The 24,831-nt window shown below is 72.8% G+C and carries 22 protein-coding genes; 13 read left to right on the forward strand and 9 right to left on the reverse strand.

Features of this window, described 5'->3' with window-relative positions:
- Nucleotides 1-39: 39 nt before the first annotated feature.
- Nucleotides 40-987, reverse strand: coding sequence for a DUF4232 domain-containing protein (locus IF00_RS0100650; RefSeq protein WP_030313008.1), 948 nt, complete (start codon nucleotides 985-987; stop codon nucleotides 40-42).
- Nucleotides 988-1,100: 113 nt separating this feature from the next.
- On the opposite strand from IF00_RS0100650, the gene IF00_RS46660 reads away from it, so the two are divergent.
- Nucleotides 1,101-1,580 carry an HflX GTPase family protein gene (locus IF00_RS46660; RefSeq protein WP_245234386.1) on the forward strand — a complete coding sequence of 160 codons (480 nt, stop codon included), beginning with the start codon at nucleotides 1,101-1,103 and terminating at the stop codon, nucleotides 1,578-1,580.
- A 53-nt stretch (nucleotides 1,581-1,633) separates the two neighbouring features.
- Here the strand turns inward: IF00_RS46660 and IF00_RS0100660 are convergent, their stop codons facing one another.
- The 3 genes from IF00_RS0100660 to IF00_RS0100670 form a co-directional block, all read right to left on the reverse strand.
- Complete coding sequence (locus IF00_RS0100660) at nucleotides 1,634-2,086, reverse strand: winged helix DNA-binding protein (protein ID WP_030313010.1); 453 nt, start codon at nucleotides 2,084-2,086, stop codon at nucleotides 1,634-1,636.
- Nucleotides 2,083-2,565 (reverse strand): MarR family winged helix-turn-helix transcriptional regulator, encoded by a 483-nt coding sequence (locus IF00_RS0100665; protein ID WP_030313011.1) that lies wholly within the window; start codon nucleotides 2,563-2,565, stop codon nucleotides 2,083-2,085. Before IF00_RS0100665 ends, IF00_RS0100660 begins: the two co-directional genes overlap by 4 nt.
- Before the next feature lie 119 nt (nucleotides 2,566-2,684).
- Nucleotides 2,685-3,407, reverse strand: coding sequence for a TetR/AcrR family transcriptional regulator (locus tag IF00_RS0100670; protein ID WP_030313012.1), 723 nt, complete (start codon nucleotides 3,405-3,407; stop codon nucleotides 2,685-2,687).
- A 94-nt stretch (nucleotides 3,408-3,501) separates the two neighbouring features.
- Here IF00_RS0100670 and IF00_RS0100675 point away from each other — a divergent pair, with 94 nt between their 5' ends.
- Nucleotides 3,502-5,136, forward strand: a complete 1,635-nt coding sequence (locus IF00_RS0100675; RefSeq protein ID WP_030313013.1) for an amidohydrolase — start codon at nucleotides 3,502-3,504, stop codon at nucleotides 5,134-5,136.
- A 32-nt stretch (nucleotides 5,137-5,168) separates the two neighbouring features.
- Here the strand turns inward: IF00_RS0100675 and IF00_RS0100680 are convergent, their stop codons facing one another.
- Nucleotides 5,169-6,800: an alpha/beta hydrolase gene (locus IF00_RS0100680; RefSeq protein ID WP_030313014.1), complete on the reverse strand. Its 1,632-nt coding sequence runs from the start codon at nucleotides 6,798-6,800 to the stop codon at nucleotides 5,169-5,171.
- 121 nt (nucleotides 6,801-6,921) lie between these two features.
- Here IF00_RS0100680 and IF00_RS0100685 point away from each other — a divergent pair, with 121 nt between their 5' ends.
- From IF00_RS0100685 to IF00_RS0100720, 8 genes are all read left to right on the forward strand, one after another.
- Nucleotides 6,922-7,845 (forward strand): MerR family transcriptional regulator, encoded by a 924-nt coding sequence (locus tag IF00_RS0100685; protein WP_030313015.1) that lies wholly within the window; start codon nucleotides 6,922-6,924, stop codon nucleotides 7,843-7,845.
- A 167-nt stretch (nucleotides 7,846-8,012) separates the two neighbouring features.
- A complete protein-coding gene (locus IF00_RS0100690) occupies nucleotides 8,013-8,780 on the forward strand; it encodes a GntR family transcriptional regulator (protein WP_030313016.1) in 768 nt (255 codons plus the stop codon).
- A gap of 76 nt (nucleotides 8,781-8,856) precedes the next feature.
- Nucleotides 8,857-9,084 carry a 4Fe-4S dicluster domain-containing protein gene (locus tag IF00_RS0100695; protein WP_030313017.1) on the forward strand — a complete coding sequence of 76 codons (228 nt, stop codon included), beginning with the start codon at nucleotides 8,857-8,859 and terminating at the stop codon, nucleotides 9,082-9,084.
- A 68-nt stretch (nucleotides 9,085-9,152) separates the two neighbouring features.
- Complete coding sequence (locus IF00_RS0100700) at nucleotides 9,153-10,469, forward strand: ABC transporter substrate-binding protein (RefSeq protein ID WP_425338248.1); 1,317 nt, start codon at nucleotides 9,153-9,155, stop codon at nucleotides 10,467-10,469.
- Nucleotides 10,466-11,380, forward strand: a complete 915-nt coding sequence (locus IF00_RS0100705; RefSeq protein ID WP_030313019.1) for an ABC transporter permease — start codon at nucleotides 10,466-10,468, stop codon at nucleotides 11,378-11,380. The genes IF00_RS0100700 and IF00_RS0100705 overlap by 4 nt, the downstream gene beginning before the upstream one ends.
- On the forward strand, nucleotides 11,377-12,162 hold the full coding sequence (locus IF00_RS0100710; protein WP_030313020.1) for an ABC transporter ATP-binding protein: 786 nt from the start codon (nucleotides 11,377-11,379) through the stop codon (nucleotides 12,160-12,162). The genes IF00_RS0100705 and IF00_RS0100710 overlap by 4 nt, the downstream gene beginning before the upstream one ends.
- Nucleotides 12,163-12,216: 54 nt before the next feature.
- On the forward strand, nucleotides 12,217-14,952 hold the full coding sequence (locus IF00_RS0100715; RefSeq protein ID WP_030313021.1) for a fumarate reductase/succinate dehydrogenase flavoprotein subunit: 2,736 nt from the start codon (nucleotides 12,217-12,219) through the stop codon (nucleotides 14,950-14,952).
- A gap of 214 nt (nucleotides 14,953-15,166) precedes the next feature.
- The gene (locus IF00_RS0100720) at nucleotides 15,167-15,991 is read left to right on the forward strand and encodes a VOC family protein (RefSeq protein ID WP_342451023.1); all 825 of its coding nucleotides are present in this window, start codon (nucleotides 15,167-15,169) and stop codon (nucleotides 15,989-15,991) included.
- A gap of 80 nt (nucleotides 15,992-16,071) precedes the next feature.
- Here the strand turns inward: IF00_RS0100720 and IF00_RS0100725 are convergent, their stop codons facing one another.
- Entirely contained in the window at nucleotides 16,072-17,538 is a 1,467-nt protein-coding gene (locus IF00_RS0100725; protein ID WP_030313023.1) for an MFS transporter, read from the reverse strand.
- A gap of 124 nt (nucleotides 17,539-17,662) precedes the next feature.
- On the opposite strand from IF00_RS0100725, the gene IF00_RS0100730 reads away from it, so the two are divergent.
- Nucleotides 17,663-18,130: a MarR family winged helix-turn-helix transcriptional regulator gene (locus IF00_RS0100730; protein ID WP_030313024.1), complete on the forward strand. Its 468-nt coding sequence runs from the start codon at nucleotides 17,663-17,665 to the stop codon at nucleotides 18,128-18,130.
- A gap of 19 nt (nucleotides 18,131-18,149) precedes the next feature.
- On the opposite strand, the gene IF00_RS0100735 is transcribed toward IF00_RS0100730, so the two are convergent.
- Nucleotides 18,150-18,512, reverse strand: a complete 363-nt coding sequence (locus tag IF00_RS0100735; protein WP_030313025.1) for a DUF2568 domain-containing protein — start codon at nucleotides 18,510-18,512, stop codon at nucleotides 18,150-18,152.
- A 224-nt stretch (nucleotides 18,513-18,736) separates the two neighbouring features.
- On the opposite strand from IF00_RS0100735, the gene IF00_RS0100740 reads away from it, so the two are divergent.
- A complete protein-coding gene (locus tag IF00_RS0100740; protein WP_037637305.1) occupies nucleotides 18,737-21,757 on the forward strand; it encodes a carbohydrate binding domain-containing protein in 3,021 nt (1,006 codons plus the stop codon).
- A gap of 32 nt (nucleotides 21,758-21,789) precedes the next feature.
- Here the strand turns inward: IF00_RS0100740 and IF00_RS0100745 are convergent, their stop codons facing one another.
- Both IF00_RS0100745 and IF00_RS0100750 read right to left on the reverse strand, forming a co-directional pair.
- Nucleotides 21,790-22,356, reverse strand: a complete 567-nt coding sequence (locus IF00_RS0100745) for a TetR/AcrR family transcriptional regulator (RefSeq protein WP_030313027.1) — start codon at nucleotides 22,354-22,356, stop codon at nucleotides 21,790-21,792.
- Between the two features lie 7 nt (nucleotides 22,357-22,363).
- Nucleotides 22,364-22,726: a DUF1304 domain-containing protein gene (locus tag IF00_RS0100750; protein WP_030313028.1), complete on the reverse strand. Its 363-nt coding sequence runs from the start codon at nucleotides 22,724-22,726 to the stop codon at nucleotides 22,364-22,366.
- A 264-nt stretch (nucleotides 22,727-22,990) separates the two neighbouring features.
- On the opposite strand from IF00_RS0100750, the gene IF00_RS0100755 reads away from it, so the two are divergent.
- Nucleotides 22,991-24,772, forward strand: coding sequence for a S8 family peptidase (locus IF00_RS0100755; RefSeq protein WP_030313029.1), 1,782 nt, complete (start codon nucleotides 22,991-22,993; stop codon nucleotides 24,770-24,772).
- Nucleotides 24,773-24,831: the final 59 nt, after the last annotated feature.

The raw sequence follows: 24,831 nt of genomic DNA on the forward strand, positions 1-24,831 counted from the left end.
TCGGCTTGACCGGCTCCCCTCCCCCGCCGGTTCCCGGCTCTACTCCTCGTCCTTCTTCCAGGGGCCGACGCCGAGCTTCCCCGTCGTGCCGAGGTCGAGCTCCGGAACCACGGTCACCGGTGCGGCGCCGGGCTTCGCCCACACGCGCGCGTAGGGGGCGTTCACGGGACCGTCGACTCCCCCCTCGACGGTGTTGCGCCAGACGAGACCGGCGTGGGCCCGCTCGCCCGGCCGCAGTTCGATCTGCCGCGGGGGACCGTCCGCGCCGGCGCCTCCCGCGATGGCTTCGCCGCCCTGGACGATCGAGACGCCGGCGACAGGGTCGTGGTCCTCGTCGCGGATCTCGATCCGGGGGTAGCCGTTGAGCCGGTACGGCCGGGTGCCGCAGTTCTCCAGGTGGAGGCCGACGACCCGCAGGCCCATGGCGGCGTCGCCGTCGTCGGCGTACACGCGCACGCCGGTGGGCGGGCAGGTCCCGCCCGCGTTCGGTGCCTCGGCGGTCGGGAAGCCCCGCACCTTCACGATCTTCGCGTTCGCCGTGCCGACGGCGTCCGGGGGAAGGTCGGAGGCGGTGACGGTACGCCGGACCGTGCGGCCGGGGGCGACGGTCTCGACGGTGTCCTCGACGGTGCTGAGCGCCTGGCCCGATTCCGACCGGAAGCCGACGGTGACGACATAGGTGAAGGGCTGGGTCTCCCGGCTGGTGAGGGTGTAGGCCACGCAGGGGCGGGCGGAGCTGCCGGAGTCGGCTCCGCCGCCGGTCCCGATGACGGTGACGCCGTCCTGGTCCGGTGCGACCGCTGCCGTGGGTGGACCGGCGCTCGCGGAGGGGTTCGGTCCGGGCCCGCACGCGGGTGGTGCGGTGGAGCCGGAGGCCTCGGCCCCGCGCCGCTCCGTTCCGCAGGCGGTGAGCAGGAGGAGCCCGGCGACGGCGGGGAGGATCGATCCATGGAGTCGGGTGCGGCGGTTGAGGCGAGTGCGGCGCATGGGGAGAGTTGATCAGAACGGGCGCCGCCCGGCCATGGCGGACGTCACCCTGCCCGCGTCAGGCACGTGAAAGACGTATCGCCACCGGTGGCCGCTCGCCTAGCCTCCCTCACATGCGCCAGCACGAGAACAGGCACCGGCCCCGAGGACGCGACGGGCGTTCGGGCCGCCGCATCACGGGATCGGCACCGGCCCGGCCGTCCTCGTCGAGCCCGCCGTCGGTCGACGGTGCTCGGGTCGTGCTCGTCGGCTACTTCTCCGCGAAGGAGAAGGACTTCGGCGCGCTCATGGACTCGGCCGCCGCGGAGCTTGCCGCACGCGGCGCGCGGATCGTGGGCCGGTTCGTCCAGCGGCGCGGCGTCTCGGACGGCGGGGTCGCGAAGATGTCCCTGCCGTTCTCGTCGCGGACCCTGCTGCGTTCCGGCAAGGTCCGCGAGGTGGCCGCGGCGTGCGAGGAGGCGCGTGCCGACGCGGCGGTGTTCGTGGCACCGCTGACGGAACTGCAGCGACGCACGCTGACGGGACTGCTCGGTTGCCCCGCCCTGAGTCTCGTCGAAGCCCCGGAGGCGAACCGGCTCGCCGACACCTTCTAGAGCGGCCCGGGACGCGGCCCCGGGCCGGACGGTCGGCGGCCGTGCTGAGCGCCTCAGGCGCCGGCGGCCAGCTCGGCGTTGGCGCGGTCCGTGATCAGGGTCAGCACCCGTCCCACGACCACCAGGTCCTCGTCCGGGATGCCGGCGTACAGCCGGGCGGAGATCTCGGCGGATTCGGCCGAGGTGACCTCGTACAACTCCCGTCCGGTGTCCGTGAGTCGCATCCGGGCGGGCTCCGCCGGGTCCGCCTCCAGAGCCTTCGCGGCAGTCAGCTCCTCGATCACGCCGGACACGACCGACGCGTCGATCTTCAGTGAACCGGTGACGTCGGCGACGAGCTCGTCGCGGCCGATGGACTCGCCCGCGGCCACGACGGCCCGCAGGGTGACGCTCTGGTGGAACGTCATGCCGTGACGGGTCAGGACGCCCTCCAGGAGGACTCGTGCCGCGTGGTGCGCCAGGGCCAGGACCCGGCCGTTGGCGCGGGGTGCGGTGGTGGTGGTCATGACTGCTCCTCGTCGTTCTCGGTGCGCGGATCAAGAGGTGCGTCGAGCAGGATCGCCAGCTCGCGGGTGAACTCCCGGGTACGCGACCCGGTCCGGCCCCCGAACGGTGCGAGCAACTGGTCCAGGAGGCCCTGGACGACCGTGATCGCCCGGCGTGTGACGTCGAGCCCCTGCTCGGTGAGCGACAGCTGCATGGCGCGCGGGTCGCTCGGATCGCGGGTCCGATCCAGGAGTCCGGAGGCCTCCAGGGCCCGGGCGAGCTTGGAGACGTACAACGGCTCCATCCCCGTCCGGTCGGCGAGCGCGCGCTGACTGGGCCGCAGCCCGGAGCGCGACATGCCGTACAACGACGCCATCACCACGTACTGGGCGTGGGTCAGGCCCAGCGGTGCGACCGCCCGGTCGACGGCCACGCGCCACTTCATCGACAGGCGCCAGACGAGGAATCCCGCCGAGGCGCCGTTGGTTGCTGAACTCACCCTGAATACAGTACATGGCTACTATGTACATGGCTACTATTTCCCGGGGTCAAACGCCGGGTCGAACGCCGGGTCGACGCCGGAGCGGACCGCGGGGCGGGCGGCAGGGGCCCGCGGGTCTACTCGCCGACGGGCACCGCCTGGGCGCGGGGGTGGAGCGTCGCCGCCGCGGCGAGGAGGAGTTCCAGCGCGAAGGGGTAGCCGCTGTCGCGCATGTCGGCGGCGAGCAGGGGGAACGTGGCCGCGATGTGCGGGTGGGTGCCGGGCGGCAGTCTGCCGTACACCGCGTGCCAGACCTCGCCCTCCTTCTCCCGCGCGGCGGGCGGCAGGGCGAGTGCCGCCGCGTCCTGGGCGGCGAAGGCGAGGGCCTGGTCGACGAAGGCGTGGTAGATCCGGACCGCGAGGTCGTCCGGGAAGCCGGCCGTACGCAGCACCCCGAGGATCCTCTCGACCACCCGGGTCTCATGGGTACGCCCCGTGGTCCGGTGCGCCGCGAGGAGCGCGGCCTGCGGATGGGCCTGGTACCGGGAGTGGAGGCGGAGCCCTATCGCGCGGAGGTCCGCACGCCAGTCGCCGGTGACCGTCCATCCCTCCTGGGCCCGGCCGATGAGCTCGTCGGCGAGGGCGAGGAGCAGGGCGTCGGTGTTGCGGAAGTAGCGGTAGAGGGCGGTGGGGTCGGCGCCGAGCGCGGCGCCGAGCCTGCGCACGGAGAGCGCCGCCGCGCCGTGCTGCTCGACCAGCCTCAGGGCGGTCTCGACGATGAGGCGTTCCGAGAGGACGGCGCCCTGCTTGGTGGGGCGCCGGCGCTGTCGGCCGCCTTCGGGAACCACGCGTTCGACCATGCCCGGACCTTACGTCAACACCATTGACGTGTATACGGCGGTACGGATTGCATGGCGTCGGCACCCGTCGTCGCAACGCCCCAGGAGCACCCCCATGACCTCGGCCGATCTGGTCTTCACCGGCGGACCCGTCTTCACGGTCGACCCGGCCCGCACCCGGGCGAGCTCGCTCGCGGTCGTCGGCGACCGCATCGTCGCCGTCGGCCACGACGAGGTACGGGAACTCGTCGGCCCCCGGACCGAGGTCGTCGACCTGGCCGGGAGGCTGCTGCTCCCCGGTTTCCAGGACGCCCATGTCCACGCGGTGTTCGGCGGTTCGGAACTGGCCGAGTGCGATCTGACGGGCACGGTCGGCGTCCCGGAGTACCTCGGCCGGGTCCGGGCGTACGCCGACGCGCACCCGGAGCACGCGTGGATCACCGGCGGCGGCTGGTCGATGGAGAGCTTCACGGGCGGACTGCCCACCCGGCAGCTGCTCGACTCCGTCGTCCCGGACCGGCCGGTCCTGCTGTCGAACCGGGACCACCACGGCGCCTGGGCCAACACCAAGGCCCTCGAACTCGCCGGGATCACCGCCGGCACCCCGGACCCCGCCGACGGGCGCATCGAGCGCGAGCCGGACGGTACGCCGAGCGGCATGCTCCAGGAGGGTGCCACGGCGCTGGTGACGCGCCTCGTGCCGGCGAGCACGCCGGCGGACCGCCTCGCGGGGCTCCTGCGCGCCCAGGAACTGCTGCACTCCCTCGGCATCACCGGCTGGCAGGACGCGCTCCTGGGCGCGTTCAGCGGCCGGGCCGACCCCTCGGACGCCTACGCGACCGCCGCCCGCGACGGCTCGCTCACCGCCCGGGTGACCGGCGCGCTCTGGTGGGACCGCCGGCGCGGGTCCGAGCAGATCGCCGAACTGGTCGCGCTGCGCGACAGGTTGAGCCACGGCCGCTTCCGTGCGACCTCGGTGAAGATCATGCAGGACGGCATCGCGGAGAACTTCACCGCCGCCATGACCTCCCCCTATCTCGACGGCTGCGGCTGCGCCACCGCCAACAGCGGCCTCAGTTTCGTGGACCCCGGGGCGCTGCGCGGGTACGTGACGGAGCTCGACGCCCTCGACTTCCAGGTTCACTTCCACGCCCTCGGCGACCGGGCCGTCCGCGAGGCCCTGGACGCGCTGGAGGCCGCGGTCGCCGCCAACGGACGCCGCGGCAACCGCCACCACCTCGCCCACCTCCAGGTCGTCCACCCGGACGACCTCCCCCGGTTCGCCTCGCTCGACGCCCTGGCCAACGTCCAGCCGCTCTGGGCGGCCCACGAGCCGCAGATGGACGAACTCACCATCCCGTTCCTGGGACCCGAACGCAGCGCCTGGCAGTACCCGTTCGGCGATCTGGTGCGGGCCGGTGCCACCCTCGTCGCGGGCAGCGACTGGCCGGTGAGCAGCCCCGACCCGCTCGCGGGGATCCACGTCGCGGTCAACCGGCGGGAGCCCGGCACCACCGACGACCGTGTCTTCCTGCCGGAACAGCGCCTCGATCTGCCCACGGCCCTCGCCGCGTACACCGCCGGCTCCGCCCACGCGAACGGCCACGACGACGCGGGCAGCCTGCGCGCCGGGAACCTCGCCGACCTGGTGGTCCTGGACCGCGACATCCTGACCGGGCCGCAGGAGGAGATCGCCGAGGCCCGGGTGGAGCGCACGTACGTGGCCGGCCGTCTCGTGCACGCCCGCTGAGCGGGGCGGCGCCGGGGACGGTCGCCGGTAGGTCACTCCCGCAGGTGCCCGAGCACCGACCGCATCGCCCGCTCCACGCACGCGCGGGACTCCTCGGTGGGGTCGACCAGCTCGAAGCCGTGGTGGCCGTGCGGAACGTCGACGATCTCGATGTGCGCCCCGTTCCGCCCGGCTGCGGCCAGGAACTCCTCGACCGTCGCCGTGAAGGTCGGGTGCTCCTGTCCGGCCCTCGTCAGGACGATCGGCGGACCGTCCGCCGTCCCGACGACGTCGACGGGCCGGAAGCGGGACTCGACGGCGCCCCAGCCGGGGAGCGGTGCCAGGGCGGGGTAGCTCGCCGCGAGGCAGCGCAGCCACGGCGGGGGCGCGGCCAGCCAGTCCGCCGCGAGGAGCCCGCCCGTGGAGAAGAACCAGAGCGCGATCCGATCCCCGTCGACGCGCGGGTCGGCGCGGACGAGCGCGACAGCCTCGGCGAGGTCCTCGGCCGCGAGGGGGAAGTCGGCGAGTCCGTGCAGCCGGAGGTCCAGGGTCACGCCGATCGCGCCGAGGCTCGCCGCGTAGCGGGCGTACCCGAGGAGGAAGGGGGTGTCCCGGGGGGTGGGCCGCTGGTCGGGGGCGACCGGGCCGCCGTGGACGAGGACGACGGCCGGCCGGGGCCGATCCGCGTCGGCGTCGGCGTCGGCGTCGGCGTCGGCGTCGGCGAAGCGAGGGGCGCCCTCGGTCGGCGAACCCGGTCCGCCCGGCAGGTGGAGATCGACCCGTCCCCGCCGCTCGCGCGGCACCTCGGGTACGTCGAGGAGGAAGGGCAGCAGGTGCGTCGGCTGCGCGTGCGTCCGGTCGGACGTGGTCACACGGTGTCCCTCGCCGGCCGCCGCCCGGCCCAGCGCCTCGGCCAGCTCCTCGGGTGCGGAGAGCATCGGCCAGTGGCCGGTGCCGAGATCGATGAAACGGAACCTGTCGTCGGCGAGCGCCGGGAACTGGGGCGGCCCCGAGTCGACCAGCATCTGCACCAGGTCGGTGCTGGAGCCGTTGGCGGTGCACAGCACGCCGGTCACCGGCAGGGCCGCGGTCGCGCCGGTCAGCCGGAGCGGCCGGGTGAGCGTGCGGGCCGGCTGCGGTGTGGCGAGGCGGTCGAGCCGTGCGAGTGCCTCGGCCGGGACGCCCTCGGTGCTGCCCCAGCGGGACCAGGTGCCCGGCTCGGGCGGCGCGAGCCACCCGTCGTCCCCGCCGGTCCCGGACCCGCCGGTCCCGGACCCGTCGCTCACTGCCCCGTCGCTCCCGTCGCCGTCCGCCAGTCGTGCCCGTACCTCGGGGTCGGGCACGGAGCGCACGGCGGCCTCGCCGTCCCCGGGCAGACCCGTGTCGAGGGAGACGATCCGGGCGACGCGCTCGGGACGCCGGTCGGCCGCGCCGACAACGGGGTGGAGCCCGTAACCGTGCCCGACGAGCACGACCCGAGGTGTCCGGATGCCGTCGATCAGCCGCACCAGGTCCCGGATGTGCGTCTCCAGATCGACGTCCGTTCCGGTGCCGGTCCGTCGGTCCCCGACGCCCGGGAGGGTCACCGGGTACGCCTCCGAACCCGCCGCCCGGAGTCGGGACGCCGTCTCCTCCCAGACCCAGCCACCGGTGAAGGGGCCCGACACCAGCACGTACGCGGTCATGATCGTCTCCTCGCGACTTCTCGGGGGATGCCTCGCCGTCACGCTAGGAACTCCCCCAGGGGGAGATTCAAGGAGCCGCGGAAAGGGGCTCCGAGGAGGCGCCGTCCACCACACTGAGGGCATGGTGTCCGAAGGACTGTGGAGCATCGGGGAGCTCGCCCGGCGGGCCGGTGTCAGTGTGAAGACCGTGCGGTACTACTCCGACCGGGGCCTGCTGCCCGCGGCGGAGCGCAGCTCCGGAGGGCATCGCCGGTACGGGGCGGGGGCGCTCGACCGGCTCCGGCTGATCCGGTCCCTGCGCGGCCTCGACCTGCCCGTCCACGAGGTCGAGCGGGTCCTCGCGCAGGACGAGGCCCTGGAGGAGGTCGTCTCGGGGCAGTTGCGGGAGCTGGGGACCCAACTGGCCACGCTGCGCTGGCGCGAGGCCTCGTTGCGGCTGATCCAGGACTGCCCGCCGGAGACGCGGGCCGAGCGGCTGCGGCTGATCGGCGCGGTGTCCGTGCCGCCCGACACGGCGGCGCTGGCCCGGTTCTGGCGCCGGATCCTGCCCGTACGGCTGCCGGCGCGGGTGGTGTCCACCGTGCTCGACTCGGTGGTGCCGAGCCTGCCGGAGGAGCCGAGCCCCGCGCAGGTCCTCGACTTCGCCCGGCTGCACGCGCTGGTGTCCGATCCGCGTGCCGCCCTGCCCGAGTCGCGGCCGGCGCCGCCGCTGCCGGACGGGGAGTACCGTCCGGCCGTGCTGTACGAAGGTCTGGCGGAGGCGTACGCACTGGCCTCGGCGGAACTGGGGGCCGGGGGTGCCCTGCGGGAGGGTGGCGCGCTGGACTGCTTCGTGGCCGCCTACGCCCACGCGCGGGGGGCGGTGGACTCCCCCGGCTTCCGGCGCGGGCTGCTCCCGCTGCTGGCCCGGAGCGACGGGCCCGTGATCACCCGGTACTGGAAGCTCGCGACCGGCTTGTTCGCCCCGGGCGAGCCGGTGCTGGGCGCGCTCCATCACCATCTCTCCGTCGCCCTGCACGCCCAGGTCGAGGCCCGGGGCTGCTGACCCTTCCCGCATCGTGGGCAGCCGTGCGTCCACGTGGTGGGCGGCGGGGTGGCGGATGTCCGTACCCGTCCGGAATCGTCGCAGGTCAGAGCGGTGCGCACGGGATGTCAGGTGGCGCAATACTGCCGCAACACCATCCGGCGCAGCCCGCCGCTACGTTCCTCTCCATGCCCGCCGAACCCGCTTCCGCCGCCCGCCCCGTCGCCGCCGCCCGCCGTCTGCGGCTGCGTGCGGACCGGGCTCGGCAGCTCGCCGACCTGCTGCGCCATCAGATCCTGGCGGGCGGATTCCCCGGCGGGATCCTTCCGCTGGAGGACGTGCTCGCGGCCGACTACCGGGCCAGCCGGAACACCGTCCGGCAGGCCCTCGACCTGCTGCGCGGCGAGCAGATCGTCGAACGGCAGCCGGGGGTCGGCACGGTGGTGGTGTGCGCGAAGTACCCGCACGGCCTGGACCGGCTCCAGGGGCTCGCCGAGACGCTGCGCGAGCACGGGCAGGTCACCAACGAGGTCCGGACGATGGGGCCGGTCGGCGCGCCGGGGCCGGTGGCCCACCGGCTCGGGCTGCCGGAGCACTCCGACGTGCTCTGCATCGAGCGGCTGCGCCGGCTCGACGGGCTGCCGCTCTCCCTCGACCTGTCGTACCTCCCGATGGACATCGGGGGCGACCTCCTCGGCTGCGACCTGGAGAACACGGATGTGTTCCGGCTCCTGGAGCAGCTGACCGGCGGCCCGCTCGGGCACGCGGAGATCACCCTGGAGGCCGTCAACGCCGACGCGCACTCCGCCGCCGTGCTCCAGGCCCCGCGCGGGGCCGCCGTCCTGATGCTGGAGCGGCTGACGTGTCTGCCCGACGGCCGGCCGGTGGACCTGGAGTTCATCCGGTTCCGCGGCGACCGCATCACCATGGGCGGCGTCCTGCGCCGCTCCCTCTGACCGGCTCCCCTCCCCCGGCCGTTACGGCCGCTCCCGCTCCTCCCCTTCCTGCCGACCCCTTTCCCTGGAGACAGCCATGCCTCTGGTCCCCCAGCGCGCCGACGTGCCCGTGACCATCGACGAGTCGAAGTGCATCGACGGATGCACGCTCTGCGTCGACATGTGTCCGCTGGACTCGCTCGCGATCCGCGAGGAGGACGGCAAGGCGTACATGCACGTGGACGAGTGCTGGTACTGCGGCCCCTGCGCCGCCCGCTGCCCCACCGGCGCGGTCACCGTCAACATGCCCTATCTGCTCCGGTGAAAGGCCGAACACCCGTGTCCCGAGGAAGACTTCCGCTGCCCCACCACCGGCGAGCCAGCCGGCTCGCCCTGCCCCTCGCGCTTCTCCTGCCCCTCACGACCGCCTGCGGCGGGACCGACGCGGGCGGCTCGACCGACGGGAGGACGGTCACGGTGACCGTCGGCTACCAGTCGAAGACCATCAACACCGTCACCGCCGGCACGCTGCTGCGTTCCCTCGGCTACTTCGAGGAGGAGCTCGCCGACCGGGGCCGCGAGGACGGCCTCACGTATCGGGTGGTCTGGCAGGACTACGCGACCGGGGCGCCGATCACGGCGCAGATGGCGGCGGGGAAGATCGACATCGGCTCGATGGGCGACTTCCCGCTGCTGATCAACGCGGCGCGCGGGAAGCAGCTCAAGGAGCCGACACGGCTGGTGGCGGTCACCGGCTACAACCTGCGCGGTGGCCTCAACACCGTGGTCACCGCGCCCGGTTCGTCGCTCGGTTCGCTCGCGGACCTCAAGGGCCGCAAGGTGTCCACCAGTGTGGGTTCGGCCGCCGACGGCACGCTCGTACGGGCTCTGCGGCGTGCCGGGATCGACCCCGCGAAGGACATCCGCAAACTCAACCAGCAGCCGAGCGTGGGGGCTTCGGCCCTGTCGTCCGGGAGCGTCGACGCCCTGTCCCAGTTCGTCGCCTGGCCGGGTCTGCTCGCCTTCCAGGGCAAGGCGACGGCGCTGTACGACGGCGCCGACCTCAACCTGCCGACCTTCCACGGGGTCACCGTCCGCGAGGAGTTCGCCCAGCGGCGCCCCGCCGTGCTCGACGCCTTCCTGCGGGCACAGCACCGCGCCACGGATCATCTGCGGAAGCAGCCGGTCGCCGCCGCCGAGTCGGTCGCGAAGGAGACCGGGCTGCCCGCCGAGGTGGTCTACCTCTACAACGGCGCCCAGGGCATCGCGACCTTCGACCCGGCGCTCCGCCCGGAGCTGATCGCCGCGCTCAAGGAGGACGTGCCGGTCCTCAAGGAGGCCGGTCTGGTGACGGACGTCGACGTGGACGCGTTCGTCGACCCGGCGCCGCTGCGCCGGGCGGTGCCGGACCTCTCGTATGCGAAGGCCTCCGGTCCGATGTCCGAGCTGTGGCTGAAGGGCCAGAGCACGATCCGTACCTTCGACAGCCCCGCCGCGCTCCTCAAGGCCGTCAGGGGTGCCTCCGTGCGCGCCGCCTACGTGCCGGACGCGGTGACGGGGACGCTGTGGTTCGCGGACCGGGCGGTATGGGTCGGCGACGGCGCCGCATGGCACGCCTTCGTCACCCGCTCGGGCGCCGAGCGGTACGTCTCGGGGCACGCCGGCGCGCGCATCGTGGCGTACGCGGACGCCGTGAGGCTCGCGTCATGAGCGCCGGAAGCCGCCGGACCGGCGCCACGAGCGCCGGTCGCCGGCTGGTCCGGGTGGCCTCCCCGCTCGCGGCACTCGGGATCTGGCAGCTGCTGACCTCCTACGACGTCGATCTGTGGCTGCGGTTCGCACAGTTCCCCACGGTCGTCGAGGTCGCCTCCGCCCTCGGGGACCGGATCGGCACCGAGGCGTACTGGCAGGATCTCGGCCACAGTCTGCGCCGGATCGCGGTCGGCTTCCTCCTCGCCGCCGTCCTCGGGGTGGCGGCCGGGACGGCCGTCGCCCGCTCCCGGTGGGCCGCCGACATCCTGGGCCCGCTGGTCGAGGTGGTGCGGCCGATCCCGGCCATCGCCCTCGTGCCGGTCGCGATCCTGCTGCTCCCCACCAACGAGCAGGGCATCGTCTTCATCACCTGCGCCGCGGCCCTCTTCCCCGTCCTCGTGTCGACCCGGCACGCCGTCCGCGCACTGAACCCGGTGTGGGAGGAGGCGGTGCTCACCCTCGGCGGGAGCCGGGCTCGGGTGCTGTTCTCGGTGGTGCTGCCGGGTGCCCTGCCGGGGATCTTCGGCGGTCTGTCGGTGGGCATCGGCGTCTCGTGGATCTGTGTGATCTCGGCGGAGATGATCTCCGGGGAGTACGGGGTGGGCTATCGCACCTGGCAGGACTACACGGTCGTCGACTACCCCGGCGTCTTCGTCGGCATGGCCACGATCGGCGCCCTGGGCTGGCTCACCTCCACCGCGGTGGAGACGCTGGGCCGGCGGGTCACGGCGTGGCTGCCGCGACCGACCGCCGGGGTGACGGCGGTCGGCCCCGCCCGCGCGGCGAGCACACCCGCGTCCCTCGCGTCCGCTTCCGCGTCCGTGCCCGTGTCCGCTGTCCCCCGCCCCGAGAAGGAGCCGGTTCCATGAGCACCGTGAGCCCGTCCGTCGTGTCCGCGAAGCCGTCCGCACCGACACCGCCCACGGCCTCCGCCGGTGCGGAACTCGCCCTGCACGGCGTCCGTCTCGGCCACCCCGACGGGGTCGCCGTGCCCGGCCCCGTGGACCTGCGGATCGCCCCCGGCGAACTGCTGACCGTGGTCGGCCCGTCGGGCTGCGGCAAGACCACCCTCCTGCGCACGCTCGCCGGTCTGCTGCCCCCGCTGGAGGGCCGGGTCACCCAGGACGGGAAGCCGATCCGCCGGCCGGACGCCGACCGTGCCCTGGTCTTCCAGCACGACGCGCTGCTGCCCTGGCGTTCGGTCCGCGCCAATGTCGAACTGCCCCTCGCCATCCGGCGGGTGCCCCGCGCCGAGCGGCGCCGCTCGGCCGGGGAGTGGCTGGAGCGGGTCGGTCTCGGCGGGCACGCGCGCAAGCTCCCGCACCAGCTGTCGGGCGGGCAGCGGCAGCGCGTCCAGCTGGCCCGCGCCCTCGCGGCCCGCCCCCGGGCCGTCCTGATGGACGAGCCGTTCGGCGCGCTCGACGCCCATACCCGCGCCGGGATGCAGGACCTCCTGGTGGAGATCCTGCGCGGCACGGGCGCGACCGTCGTCTTCGTCACGCATGACGTCGACGAGGCGATCCATCTCGGCGACCGGGTCGCCCTGTTCGCCACCGGCGACGTCCTGGACGTACCTCACCCGCGTGTGCGCGACGCCCGGCAGGCGCCGGACACGGCCGCGCTGCGCCGCCGCGTCCTCGACTCCCTCTGACGCGCGTCCACGAACCCGCGCACCCCGAATCCTCGAAGCTTCGAAAGGCGTCCCATGGACAGCCCCGTCCTCCCCCTGACCGTGCCCGATCCGGCCGACGCGACCGAGCTGTCCTGCGACGTGCTCGTCATCGGCGGCGGCACCGCCGGCACGATGGCCGCGCTGACCGCCGCCGAGCGCGGGGCGAACGTCCTGCTCCTGGAGAAGGCCCACGTCCGGCACTCCGGCGCCCTCGCCATGGGTATGGACGGCGTCAACAACGCGGTCGTGCCGGGCCGCGCCGAGCCCGACGACTACGTCGCCGAGATCACCCGAGCCAACGACGGTCTGGTGGACCAGTCGACGGTCCGGCAGACGGCGACCCGGGGCTTCGGCATGGTCCAGCGCCTGGAGTCGTACGGGGTGAAGTTCGAGAAGGACGAGCACGGCGAGTACGCGGTCCGGCAGGTGCACCGGTCCGGTTCGTACGTGCTGCCGATGCCCGAGGGCAAGGACGTCAAGAAGGTCCTCTACCGGCAGTTGCGGCGACGCGAGATGCGGGAGCGGATCCGGATCGAGAACCGGGTCATGCCGGTCCGTGTCCTCACCCACCCCGAGGACGGCCGGGCGGTCGGCGCGGCCGGGTTCCACACCCGCACGGGCGAGTTCGTCGTCGTCCGGGCGGGGGCCGTCATCCTTGCCACCGGCCCCTGCGGGCGCCTCGGCCTGCCCGCCTCCGGCTATCTGTACGGCACGTACGAGAACCCGACGAACGCCGGCGACGGTTACGCCATGGCGTACCACGCAGGTGCGGCGCTCACCGGGATCGAGTGCTTCCAGATCAACCCCCTGATCAAGGACTACAACGGTCCTGCCTGCGCCTACGTCGCCAATCCCTTCGGCGGCTACCAGGTGAACCGGCACGGCGAGCGGTTCGTGGAGTCCGACTACTGGTCGGGGCAGATGATGGCCGAGTTCGCGGCCGAACTCGCCTCGGACCGGGCCCCGGTGTACCTGAAGCTGAGCCATCTCCCCGAGGAGACCATCGGCGCGGTCGAGTCGATCCTGCACACCACCGAGAGGCCCACCCGCGGGACCTTCCACGAGGGCCGCGGGCACGACTACCGGACGCATGACATCGAGATGCACATCTCGGAGATCGGACTGTGCGGCGGTCATTCGGCGTCGGGGGTACGGGTGGACGCCCACGCCCGGACGACCGTGCCGCGCCTGTACGCGGCCGGCGACCTGGCCTCCGTACCGCACAACTACATGATCGGCGCGTTCGTCTTCGGTGACCTGGCGGGTGAGGACGCCTCCCGGTACACGGCGTACGAGGGCGAGTTGGACCGCGAGCAGCTCGCGGCCGCCCATGAGCTGGTCTACCGGCCGCTGCGCCATCCGGAGGGTCCGCCGCAGCCCCAGGTCGAGTACAAGCTGCGGCGGTTCGTCAACGACTACGTGGCGCCGCCGAAGACGGGCGCGAAACTCTCCCTGGCCGTCGAGGCGTTCGACCGGATGTCGCAGGAGATCGCCGGGATGGGAGCGCGTACGGCCCATGAGCTGATGCGGTGCGCCGAGGTGTCGTTCATCCGGGACTGCGCCGAGATGGCCGCGCGGGCGTCGCTCGCCCGCACCGAGTCGCGCTGGGGTCTCTACCACGAGCGGCTCGACCACCCCGAACGGGACGATTCCGGGTGGCTGCACCACCTCGATCTGCGCAAGTCCCCCTCGGGGGCGATGGAGTTCACGGCGCGTCCGGTGGAGCAGTACCTGGTGCCGGTGCCCGAGTTCGCGCCGCCGGGTGGTCCCGAGCGGCACCTCGGCGAGGTGGATCTCGTGCCGGTCGCCACGGCCGGCCCCCGGGACACCGCTCCGGCGGCGCGTCCGCATACGGACGCCCCGGCTCCGGTCGAGGTTCCGGCGGTCGCTCCACCCCATCCCCGGCTGCTCCGGCTCCTGTCCCTCGTCGAGGACTCCCCCGATCTCGACGCGCTCGGCCCCTACCTGGACGACCGGGATCCCGCCGTACGGGCTGCCGCCGTGACGGCGCTCGGCGAGACCGCGCCGACCGGTACCGGCCCCGTGCTCGCCGCCCGGCTGCGGGACGACGCGCCGCTCGTCCGGGCCGCCGCCTCGGCCGCCCTGCGCGAGCTGGTCGAGGTGCTGCCCGCCGAGCCGGAACTCGGCGCCGGTCTGCGGGAGGCACTCGCCGTGCCCGACACGGCCGTGCGGTCCGCCGCGCTGGAGGTCCTCCGGGCCCTGCGACTCGGGGACGCCGGCCTGTACGGCGGGGCGCTCGCCGACACGTCCGTCGAGGTACGCGTCCAGGCCGTCCGGGCCCTGGTCTCGGTGGACGCCGTCGCGGAGCTGGCGGTGGCGGCCGCCGATCCCGCCCGTGAGGTCCGGGTCGCGGTGGCCCGGGGTCTGGCAGCGGTGCGGAATCCGTCGCCGGAGCCGCTCGGTCCGCTGCTCGACGACACCGACCCGCTGGTCCGGGGGGCCGCGCTCGCCGCCCTGGCGGGAACCGGATGCCCCGCCGACTACGCCACGCGCGCCGAAGCCGCCCTCGGCGATCCCGCCTGGCAGGTCCGTTCGGGCGCCGCGACCGCGTTGCGGGCCGCCCCGGCCGGCCCGGCCGTCCCCGCGCTCGCGAAGGCGCTCGCCGACGCGAACGCGGACGTCCGCAAGGCCGCCGTCCTCTCGCTCCTCGTCCACCGGGCCGACCCCGAGGCCCGTACGGCACTCGCCGGTGCGTCGGACGACCCCGACGCGGACGTACGCGCCTACGCGGCCCGCGCGGGGCGCTGAGCCCGGGGCGGGGTCTTGGGGGGGGACGGCCGCCGTGTGGAGGTGCCGGGCGCGCGGCCGGGAGACCGGACGCCGTCCCTCGCTGTCGGGGTCGGCGCACCCGGGCGTGTGGTGTTCGGCGGCACTCGGGTGAGTGCGCGCATGCGGGGCAGTGGACCGGGGAAGGGGCGCACGACGCACGCAGCGAGGCAGGACGGAACAGGAGGTGGTGCCGGTGTCGGGGCCGACGACCGGAGAGGTGGTGGGAGCGCCGTGCTGGCTCAGTCTGACCGCGCGGGATCTCGACGCGGCGGAGCGCTTCTACGGTGCCGTGCTGGGCTGGACGTTCCGGCGGGACGACGGCGGGGACCGGGAGTACGCGGTCGGGCGGCTGGAGGAGCAGCCCGTGGCCGTGATCGCCGCGGTGGCGGCCGAGCTGTCGGTGCGGGTGGCCTGGACGGCCTTCTTCACGGTGGACGACGTGGACGAGGCGGTGGCGCGGATCCGGGAGCGCGGCGGCACGGTCGGCGTGGGGCCGGTCGGCTACCCGCCGCACGGTCGGGCGGCGCTCGCCGCCGACCGCGAGGGTGCGGCGTTCGGTGTCTGGGAGGGGCGGACGGAGAACCGTCTGCACATCGGCATGCGCTCGGCGCCGGCCTGGCTGGAACTGCACACCCGGGACGCGTTCGAGGCGGCGGTGTTCTACGGGGAGGTGCTGCGCTGGGCGGACGAGGCACCCGCCGGTTTCGAGGTGTCGTACGAGCAGGACAAGGTGGTGCTGCGCCGGGACGGCGAGGCCGTGGCCCGGCTGAACAGCGGGCCGGTCGAGTCCGGCTCGCCCCGGCCGCAGCTGCGTCCGCGCTGGCTGGTGCGGTTCCGCGTGCCGGATCCGGAGGCGGCCGCGGTGGCGGTGGTGGCCTACGGCGGGACCGTCGTGCCCGGCGGCGACTGGGGAGGGGTGCGTGGTCCCGAGGAGGCGGACGGACGCCGGGTCGTGGTGGTCCGGGACCCGGAGGGCGCGCTGTTCGCCCTGGAGGCGGCGGGGGACGCCAAGGTCTGACCGGTGGTCCGCCGGGACGGGCGGTGCGGGCCCGGGTCGCTCTCCCGGCCCCGCACCGCCCATGTGCTCGGCCGGGTGGCTCAGGCGGCGGCCTCGGTGGCGGTGCGCGGCGCGGCCTCCGGTTCCGTGCCCGCCGGGTCGCCGGCCGGCGCGGCGGCGGGCCTGCCCGGGATGAGCGCGGCGACGACCGCGGCCACCAGGCCGACGCCGCAGCCGATGAGCATGGCGACGCGGAAGCCGTCCTCGGACGGCAGCGCGTGGCCGCCCAGGGTGGTGGTCATCTGGGCGAGGACGACACCGATCACGGCGGCGGAGACGGAGGTGCCGATGGACCGCATCAGGGTGTTGAAGCTGTTGGCGGACGCGGTCTCCTCCTGCGGGACGGCGCCCATGATGAGCGCCGGCATGGCCCCGTAGGCGAGTCCCACACCGGTGTTGCAGATGAGGGTCACGACGAGCAGGCCCCCGGTGGTGCCCATCAGGGCGAGTGAGGATCCGTATCCTGCGGCGATGACGAGGGCGCCGACGGAGAGCGTGACCTTGGGACCGCGGGCGGCCGAGAGCTTGGCGCCGAGAGGGGCGAGGACCATCATCATCAGGCCCGCCGGCGCCATCCAGAGGCCCATGGCCATCATCGACTGCCCCAGACCGTAACCGGTCGCCTCGGGCAACTGGAAGAGCTGCGGGACGACCAGGGACTGCGCGTACATGGCAAAGCCGACCAGGATCGACGCCAGGTTGGTCATCAGGACGACCGGGCGGGCGGTGACGCGCAGGTCGACGAGGGGGTCGCGGGTACGCAGTTCCCACCAGCCCCAGGCGAGCAGGACGACCACGGCGACGGCGAAGAGGCCGAGGGTGGTGCCGCTGCCCCAGCCCCAGGTCGCGCCCTTGGAGACGGCGAGCAGCAGGGCGACGAGCCCGACGCCGAGGCCGAGCGCTCCCGGTACGTCGAAACGGCCGGGCGCGGCGGCGCGGCGGCCCGCGGGCGCGACGCGCCAGATCAGGACGCCGACCACGACGCTGAGCGCGGCGGCGACCCAGAAGAGGACGCGCCAGCTGGCGTTCTCGGCGACGGCCGCGGAGAACGGCAGGCCGAGGGCGCCGCCGACGCCCATGGAGGCGCTCATCAGGGCGATGGAGCCGCCCAGCTTCTCGGGCGGGAGGATGTCGCGCAGCAGGCTGATGCCGAGCGGGACGACGCCCATGCCCAGGCCCTGGAGACCGCGTCCGACGATCATCGGGACGACGGAGGAGGCGAGCGCGCAGACCACCGAGCCGACGATCAGCGGGATCACGGAGACGAGGAGGACCCGGCGCTTGCCGAGGGTGTCGCCGAGCCGGCCCGCCACCGGGGTGGCGACGGCACCCGCGAGCAGGGTGGCGGTGATGACCCAGGAGGCGTTGGACGCGCTGGTGTCGAGCAGCTTGGGGAGGTCGCCGATGAGCGGTACCACCAGGGTCTGCATGAGTGCGGCCACGATGCCCGCGAGCGCGAGGACGCCGACGACGCCTCCGGGTCGGGCGTCGGGCTTGGTGCCGTCCACGTGTTCTCCCTCGATCGTCCACGGCGGTCGTCCACCGTGACTCTATATGCATAGTGCACATTCATGGTGTCATACACAAGACATGCATGATGCATATTCGATCACGGCGAGGGACAATGGCCCCATGGACAAGCCCGAGGACAAACCCCTTCACCTGGTCGAGTTCGAGACCATGCTGCTCGGTCGGCACGCCCATCTGTACGCGCCCCGCTCCCGGGCCGCCGGTGGCCACCTGGACCGCAGCGCGTACGTCCTGCTGAGCCGCATCCGCATGCACGGACCGATGTCCATCGGGCAGCTCAGCGAGGCCTTCGGGCTCGACGCCTCCACCCTCAACCGGCAGACCGCGGCGATGCTGCGCGCCGGGGTCGTGGAGCGCATCCCCGACCCGGACGGCGGGATCGCCCGCAAGTTCCGCATCACAGAGGAGGGCGAGCAGCGCCTGGAGGCGGACCGGAACTCGAACATCGAGGGGCTCGACCGGGTCATGGAGCACTGGTCACCGGAGGACGTGGCCCGCTTCGCCTCCTTCCTGGAACGCTTCAACCGGGACATCGAGCGGCTGGAGGGGCGCCCCTGGCCGCGCCCCTGAGGGCACGCCGCCGACCGGTTCAGGCCACCGCGCGAGCCCGGCGATCCACGGTCGCGAGGGCGGTGTTGACCACGGCCACGACAGCGAACACCACCGCCCCGCCGTGCCGCCCCAGGGCGTAGAGCGCGGCCGCGGCGGCACCGAACACCAGCGCCTTCACGGCCAGCACGCCCACCACCGGTAGACGGACCCGCGCCTTCGGGGCGGCGAAGAGCCCCCACAGGACGGCCGCCGCCGCGGGCGCGGCGACGGCGAGCAGGAGGCGCGGGGCCAAGGCCTCCGCGCTCTCCCAGCCCCACCACGCGAGCATCGCCAGCGCCGCCAACTCCAGTAGGAACGCCAGCCCTTCGTTGAACACGTACAAGGGCGTGGGGAGCTTCATCGGATGCCTTCCTTCGCCGGGGCGCGACCAACAGAGGCGCCCACTTTTCCACACATCCGTACGTCCGCACTTCTGTCGAACCTCTTTACGCGGCAGTCGCACGACGATACGTTCCGGCCACGCAAGATGTTTCTGCAAGTTTCCGACAGCGTTTCCAGAGGGCTTCGACTCCTGTCCGGGGCAGAGCTCTGCCCGGTGACGCGCGGCCCTGCCTGGAGAATCGGATGACACGCACCCGCGGACTGACCCCCACTCACAGACGGCTACCCCTAAGGCCGTTGGCCGCCCTGGCGGTCGCCGCCGGCGTCCTCGGCCTGGTGACCGCACCGTCCGGCGGCGCCACATCGGAGCCCGACCCGCGTACGGCGCCGGTCGCGGCCACCGCCGGGAACACCGCCACGGTCTTCTACTGGACGAAGACCAGGAACTGGGCGCGGTACAACCTCCATTGGGCACCGGACGGCGGCACCTGGACCACCGTCCCCGGCGTTGCCATGGAGGCCGCCTGTACGGACTGGGTGAAGAAGACCGTCACCCTCGGTACGGCCACCGGCCTCCAGGCGACCTTCAACAACGGCAGCGGCACCTGGGACAACAACGGCGGCAGGAACTACGCCCTCGGCACCGGTGCCATCACCGTCAGGGACGGGGTGATCGCCCACTCCGACCCCTGCGCCGGAACCGAGCCCGAACCGACCCCGACGCCGGGCGCGAAGGCCACCGTCTACTACTCGACCGAGGCGCTGGGCTGGTCGACCGTCAACCTCCACTACCAGCCGGCCGGTGGCGCCTGGACCACGGTCCCGGGCGTCGGCATGCAGTCCGCCTGCGCCGGCTGGTGGAAGCGGGAGGTCGACCTCGGCACGGCCGCCTCGCTCAAGGCCGCCTTCAACAACGGCAACGGCACCTGGGACAACAACGGCGGCGCCGACTACCCGATCGGCACGGGCGTCAGCACCGTACGGAACAACACGGTGACGGCGAACGCGGCCGACCCGTGCGCCGCCGAGGTGCCCGACACCCAGGCCCCGACCGTCCCCACGAAGGTCACCGCCGCCGCGGACGGCATCTCGGTCCTGCTGACCTGGGACCCCGCCACCGACAACAAGGGCGTGACGAAGTACCAGGTCACGCGGGTCGGCGGCAGCGGCGGGACGGTCGTCACCGATGTCGGCTCGACCGTGTTCTCCGACACGGGCCTCGCCGGACGGACCGCGTACAGCTACACGGTGAAGGCCGTGGACGCGGCGGGCAACGTCTCCGCCGCCTCGGCGCCCGCGACGGCCACCACCGGAGACAAGCCGGCCGCCCCTGCCACCGGGAAGCCGCTCGGCACCGACCCGCGCAAGGACCCGATCTACTTCGTCCTCACGGCCCGCTTCAACGACGGCGACCCGTCCAACAACCGCGGCGGCAGCCAGCACGTCAAGTCGGGCAACGCCGCCAACGACGACCCCATGTTCCGGGGCGACTTCAAGGGCCTCGTCCAGAAGCTGGACTACGTCAAGGGCCTCGGCTTCTCGGCGATATGGGTCACCCCGGTGGTCCTCAACCGATCCGACTACGACTACCACGGGTACCACGGCTACGACTTCTACAAGGTCGACCCGCGCCTGGAGTCGGCCGGCGCCTCCTACCAGGACCTGATCGACGCCGCCCACGCCAAGGGCATGAAGATCTACCAGGACGTCGTCTACAACCACTCCTCGCGCTGGGGCGCCAAGGGCCTGTTCACACCCACCGTGTACGGCGTCCGGGACAGCCAGTGGAGCTGGTACTACGACGAGAAGCAGCCCGGTTTCGAGTACGACGGCCTGACGATCGACGCGAAGACCGGCAAGTCGTACTACAACGGTGACCTGTGGTCGACGGCCGAGCCGGCCGGCAACACCTGCCTCAACTGGGGCAAGCCCACCGGCGGCAAGAGCGCCGAGGGCTACACGGTCTACAACTGCCAGTGGCCGAGCCCGACGTCCGGGATGTTCCCGAAGGCGTTGTTCCACCAGTGCTGGATCGGCAACTGGGAGGGCGAGGACTCCCGTTCGTGCTGGCTGCACGAGGACCTGGCCGACTTCAACACCGAGAACCCGACCGTCCAGAACCATCTGATCGGCGCCTACAACAAGTACATCGACATGGGGGTCGACGGCTTCCGCGTCGACACGGCCGTGCACATCCCGCGCACCACCTGGAACCGCCGCTTCCTGCCCGCCATCCAGGAGCGGGTGACGCGGAGCCACGGCGCCGAGGCCGCGAAGAACTTCTTCGTCTTCGGCGAGGTCGCCGCCTTCGTGAACGACAAGTGGAACCGCGGCTCGGTGAACCACTCGGCGCAGTTCTTCACCTGGAAGGAGCGCAAGGAGTACGACGCGGACGACACGAAGGCCGCGCTGGAGATGTACGACTACGAGCAGCAGCAGGGCACGGGCGGCCAGCCCACCTCCACCAACGCCTTCCTCGACGGGAACAGCTACCACACCCCCGACCACAGCCGCTTCTCGGGCATGAACGTCATCGACATGCGCATGCACATGAACTTCGGTGACGCGCAGAACGCCTTCTCCAACGGCAAGGACTCGGACGACAGTTACAACGACGCCACCTACAACGTCGTCTATGTCGACAGCCACGACTACGGCCCCAACAAGTCGAGCGAGCGGTACACCGGCGGCACCGACGCCTGGGCCGAGAACATGTCCCTGATGTGGACCTTCCGCGGCATCCCGACGCTGTACTACGGCTCCGAGATCGAGTTCCAGAAGGGACAGAAGATCGACTGCGGACCCTCCTGCCCGCTGGCCACGACCGGCCGCGCGTACTTCGGCGACCATGTCGCCGGCTCCGTCACGGCCTCCGACTTCTCCCAGGTCTCCTCGGCCTCGGGAGCGGTCGCCACCACGCTCGCACAGCCCCTGGTCAAGCACGTCCAGCGGCTCAACCAGATCCGCCGGGCGATCCCCGCGCTCCAGACGGGCCAGTACTCCACGGAGGGCGTCTCGGGCGGCATGGCGTTCAAGCGCCGCTACACCAGCGGGAGTACGGACAGCTTCGCCCTGGTCACGATCTCGGGCGGCGCCACGTACACGGGCATCCCGAACGGCACGTACACCGACGCGGTCACCGGCGACGTGAAGACCGTCTCCAACGGTACGCTCGCGATCGGCGCGCCGGGCAAGGGCAACCTGCGGGTGTACGTCCTGAACGGCCCCGGCAGGATCGGCACGGCGGGCCCGTACCTGAAGTAGGGCCGAAAGCCGGACGCGTGAACGAGCCCGGTTCACCCCAGCGGCGTGCGATGCAGGGTGACGAGCAGGCGCCAGACGTGGTGGGCGATCCGGTCGGAATCGCCCACCACCAGGCCGTGCAGCCAGTCGGCGAGCACACCGGCGAAGGTCGCGGCCACGGCCGAGGCGATCAGTTCCGGCTCGGGGGCCCCGGCCAGGCTGCGCTCGTGGAGGCTGCGGGCCCTCAGGTCCTCGTGGAGCACGAGGCCGAGCGGCCCGCCGCCGCCCGGCCGCAGCAGGGCGCGGTAGAGGCCCGCGTGCGGGGCGAGTTCGGCGAGGAAGGCGAGCAGTGCGGGCGGTGGGGACGCCGGGTCGGGGGTGCCGCGCCAGGCGTGCAGGGCGTCCACCGCGTCGCGTACCACGTCGGCGCAGGCGTCGACGGCGAGCGCCTCCAGGTCGCTGTAGTGGACGTAGAAGGTGGCGCGGCCGACGCCGGCCCGGCGTACGAGCGTGGCGATGGTGACGTCGGCCAGCGGGCGCTCGGCGCACTCGTCGAGGAGGGCCCGGCGCAGCTTGGCCCGGGTCCTGGCCGCGCGGGGGTCTCCCGGTGTCGCGGTCACGGCCGGGTCACCGGCTCAGCAGGACGGCGCCGAGGGCGAGCGCTCCCGGCAGCGCCTGGGCGACCAGGATGCGGCGGTTGGCGGTGAGACCGCCGTACAGACCGGCGATGACGACGCAGCCGAGGAAGAAGACCTGGACCCGGAAGCCGGTCGGGTCGTCGGCGATCAGGCCCCAGACGAGTCCGGCAGCGAGGAAGCCGTTGTAGAGGCCCTGGTTCGCGGCGAGCGGCGCGGTGGCGCGGGCCATGTCCGCGTCGAAGCCGGAAAGTCCGCGCCCCGGCTTCTTCTCCCACAGGAACATCTCCAGAACCAGGATGTACGCGTGCAGGGCGGCCACCAGGCCCACCAGCACGTTCGCCGTCGTCTCCACCGTCGTCTCCTCCGCGTTCAGCTGCCCGAATTTCCTGGACAGCTGTCCACTATACATGGACACATGTCTCGTAAGTCGCCCCGATCGGTCAACAGTGCGTAACACGAACGGGCTTCTCGGACTGAACGCTTCCTTCCGCCTCGCGACTCTGGGATCTTGCGTCCACCCCACACATCACAGGGCCCGGCGGGCGCCACCCGCGCCACCGGGTCATCGGAGGACGCATTGTTTTCCCTCATATCCAGCCGGTTGAGAACGTCGGCCATGGCCGCCGCGGCGCTCGGTACGACCGTGGCGCTCGCCGCTCCCGCGGGATTCGCCCAGGCAGCACCGACCGACACGGAGCCCGTCGCGGCCCGTTCGGCGGGGGCGACGCAGAGCACGACGACACCGGCAGCGGCTCCGGCCGCCTGGGCCGCGGGCACCCGCGCGTACCTGGTGATCACGGCCCCCGGCGGCACCTCGGCGGTCAGCGGCGCGGTCACGAGCAACGGCGGTTCGGTCTTCGCCGCCTATGACGCGATCGGCGTGATCGTGGCGCACTCGACGTCCGCGTCGTTCGCCTCGGCGATGCGCACCGTCAGCGGTGTCCAGCAGGTCGGGGCGACCCGCACCTCGGACGTCCCCGCCGACGCCTACAACCCGGCGCTCCCGGCCAACCCGCCGCAGTCGACGACCACGCTCACGGAGTCGAACCGCTGGGACATGACGCAGATCAAGGCCGAGCAGGCCTGGGCGGTCACCACGGGTTCGGCGACGGTGAAGGTCGGCGTCCTCGACACCGGCGTCGACGACCAGCACCAGGACATCGCGCCCAACTTCAACGCCGCCGACTCGGCCTCCTGCGCCTACGGCAAGGCGGACACGCGCGCGGGTGCCTGGCGTGACGTCGGCACCCACGGCACGCATGTCGCGGGCACGATCGCGGCCGCCAAGAACGGCAAGGGCGTCATCGGCGTCGCGCCGGGCGTGAAGATCTCCTCCGTCCGCATCGCGGAGCCGACCAGCAGCCTGTTCTTCGCGGAGAACACGATCTGCGGCTTCATGTGGGCCGGTGACCACGGCTTCAAGGTCACCAACAACAGCTACTACACGGACCCGTGGCAGTTCAACTGCCCGGACAACCTGGACCAGGCCGCCATCATCGAGGGTGTCCGCCGGGCGCAGGTGTACGCCGAGGGCAAGGGTTCGCTCCAGGTGGCCGCCGCCGGCAACTCCAACTACGACCTGGCGAACAAGACGACCGACTCCGAGAGCCCCAACGACTCGACCCCGGTCACCCGCACCATCACCAACGCCTGCATCGACATCCCGACGGAGCTTCCGGGCGTCGTGACGGTGGCCTCGCAGGCCAGCGGCGGCGCCAAGGCCTCGTACTCGAACTTCGGCAACGGCGTCGTCGACATCGCCGCCCCGGGCGGCGACGGTTCCACCCAGGTGTACTCGACGCTGCCGGGTGGCAAGTACGGCAACATGAGCGGCACCTCGATGGCCTCCCCGCACGTGGCGGGTGTCGCGGCGCTGATCGCGAGCACCAACCCGACCTTCACCCCCGCGCAGATCCGGGACCAGCTGGGCGTCCAGGCCACGGACCGCGCGTGCCCCTCGGACACCCGCTGCAAGGGCACCACGACCAAGAACGGCTTCTTCGGTGAGGGCGCGGTCGACGCCCTGAAGGCCGTCGGGGGCACCACCCCGCCGCCCGGCGCGTACTTCGAGAACCTCACCGACGTGACGATCGCCGACAACGCGACGGTCGAGAGCCCGATCACGGTCAGCGGCGTGACGGGCAACGCCCCGGCCACGCTCAAGGTGGGCGTGGACATCAAGCACACCTACATCGGCGACCTGAAGGTCGACCTGGTGGCTCCGGACGGCACCGTGTACACGGTCCACAACCGGACCGGCAGCGGCACGGACAACATCGTCCAGACGTTCACGGTCAACGCCTCTGCAGAGGTCGCGAACGGGGTCTGGAAGCTCCGCGTGAACGACAACGCGAGCCAGGACACGGGCAGGATCGACGCCTGGAACCTGACGTTCTGACGCTGAAGTCACGGCGTCACGCGGTCCTTTGACGGGGCCGGAACCCCACGGGGTTCCGG

It is taken from the genome of Streptomyces flavochromogenes (assembly GCF_000717595.1).
Taxonomy (GTDB): Bacteria; Actinomycetota; Actinomycetes; order Streptomycetales; family Streptomycetaceae; genus Streptomyces; species Streptomyces flavochromogenes.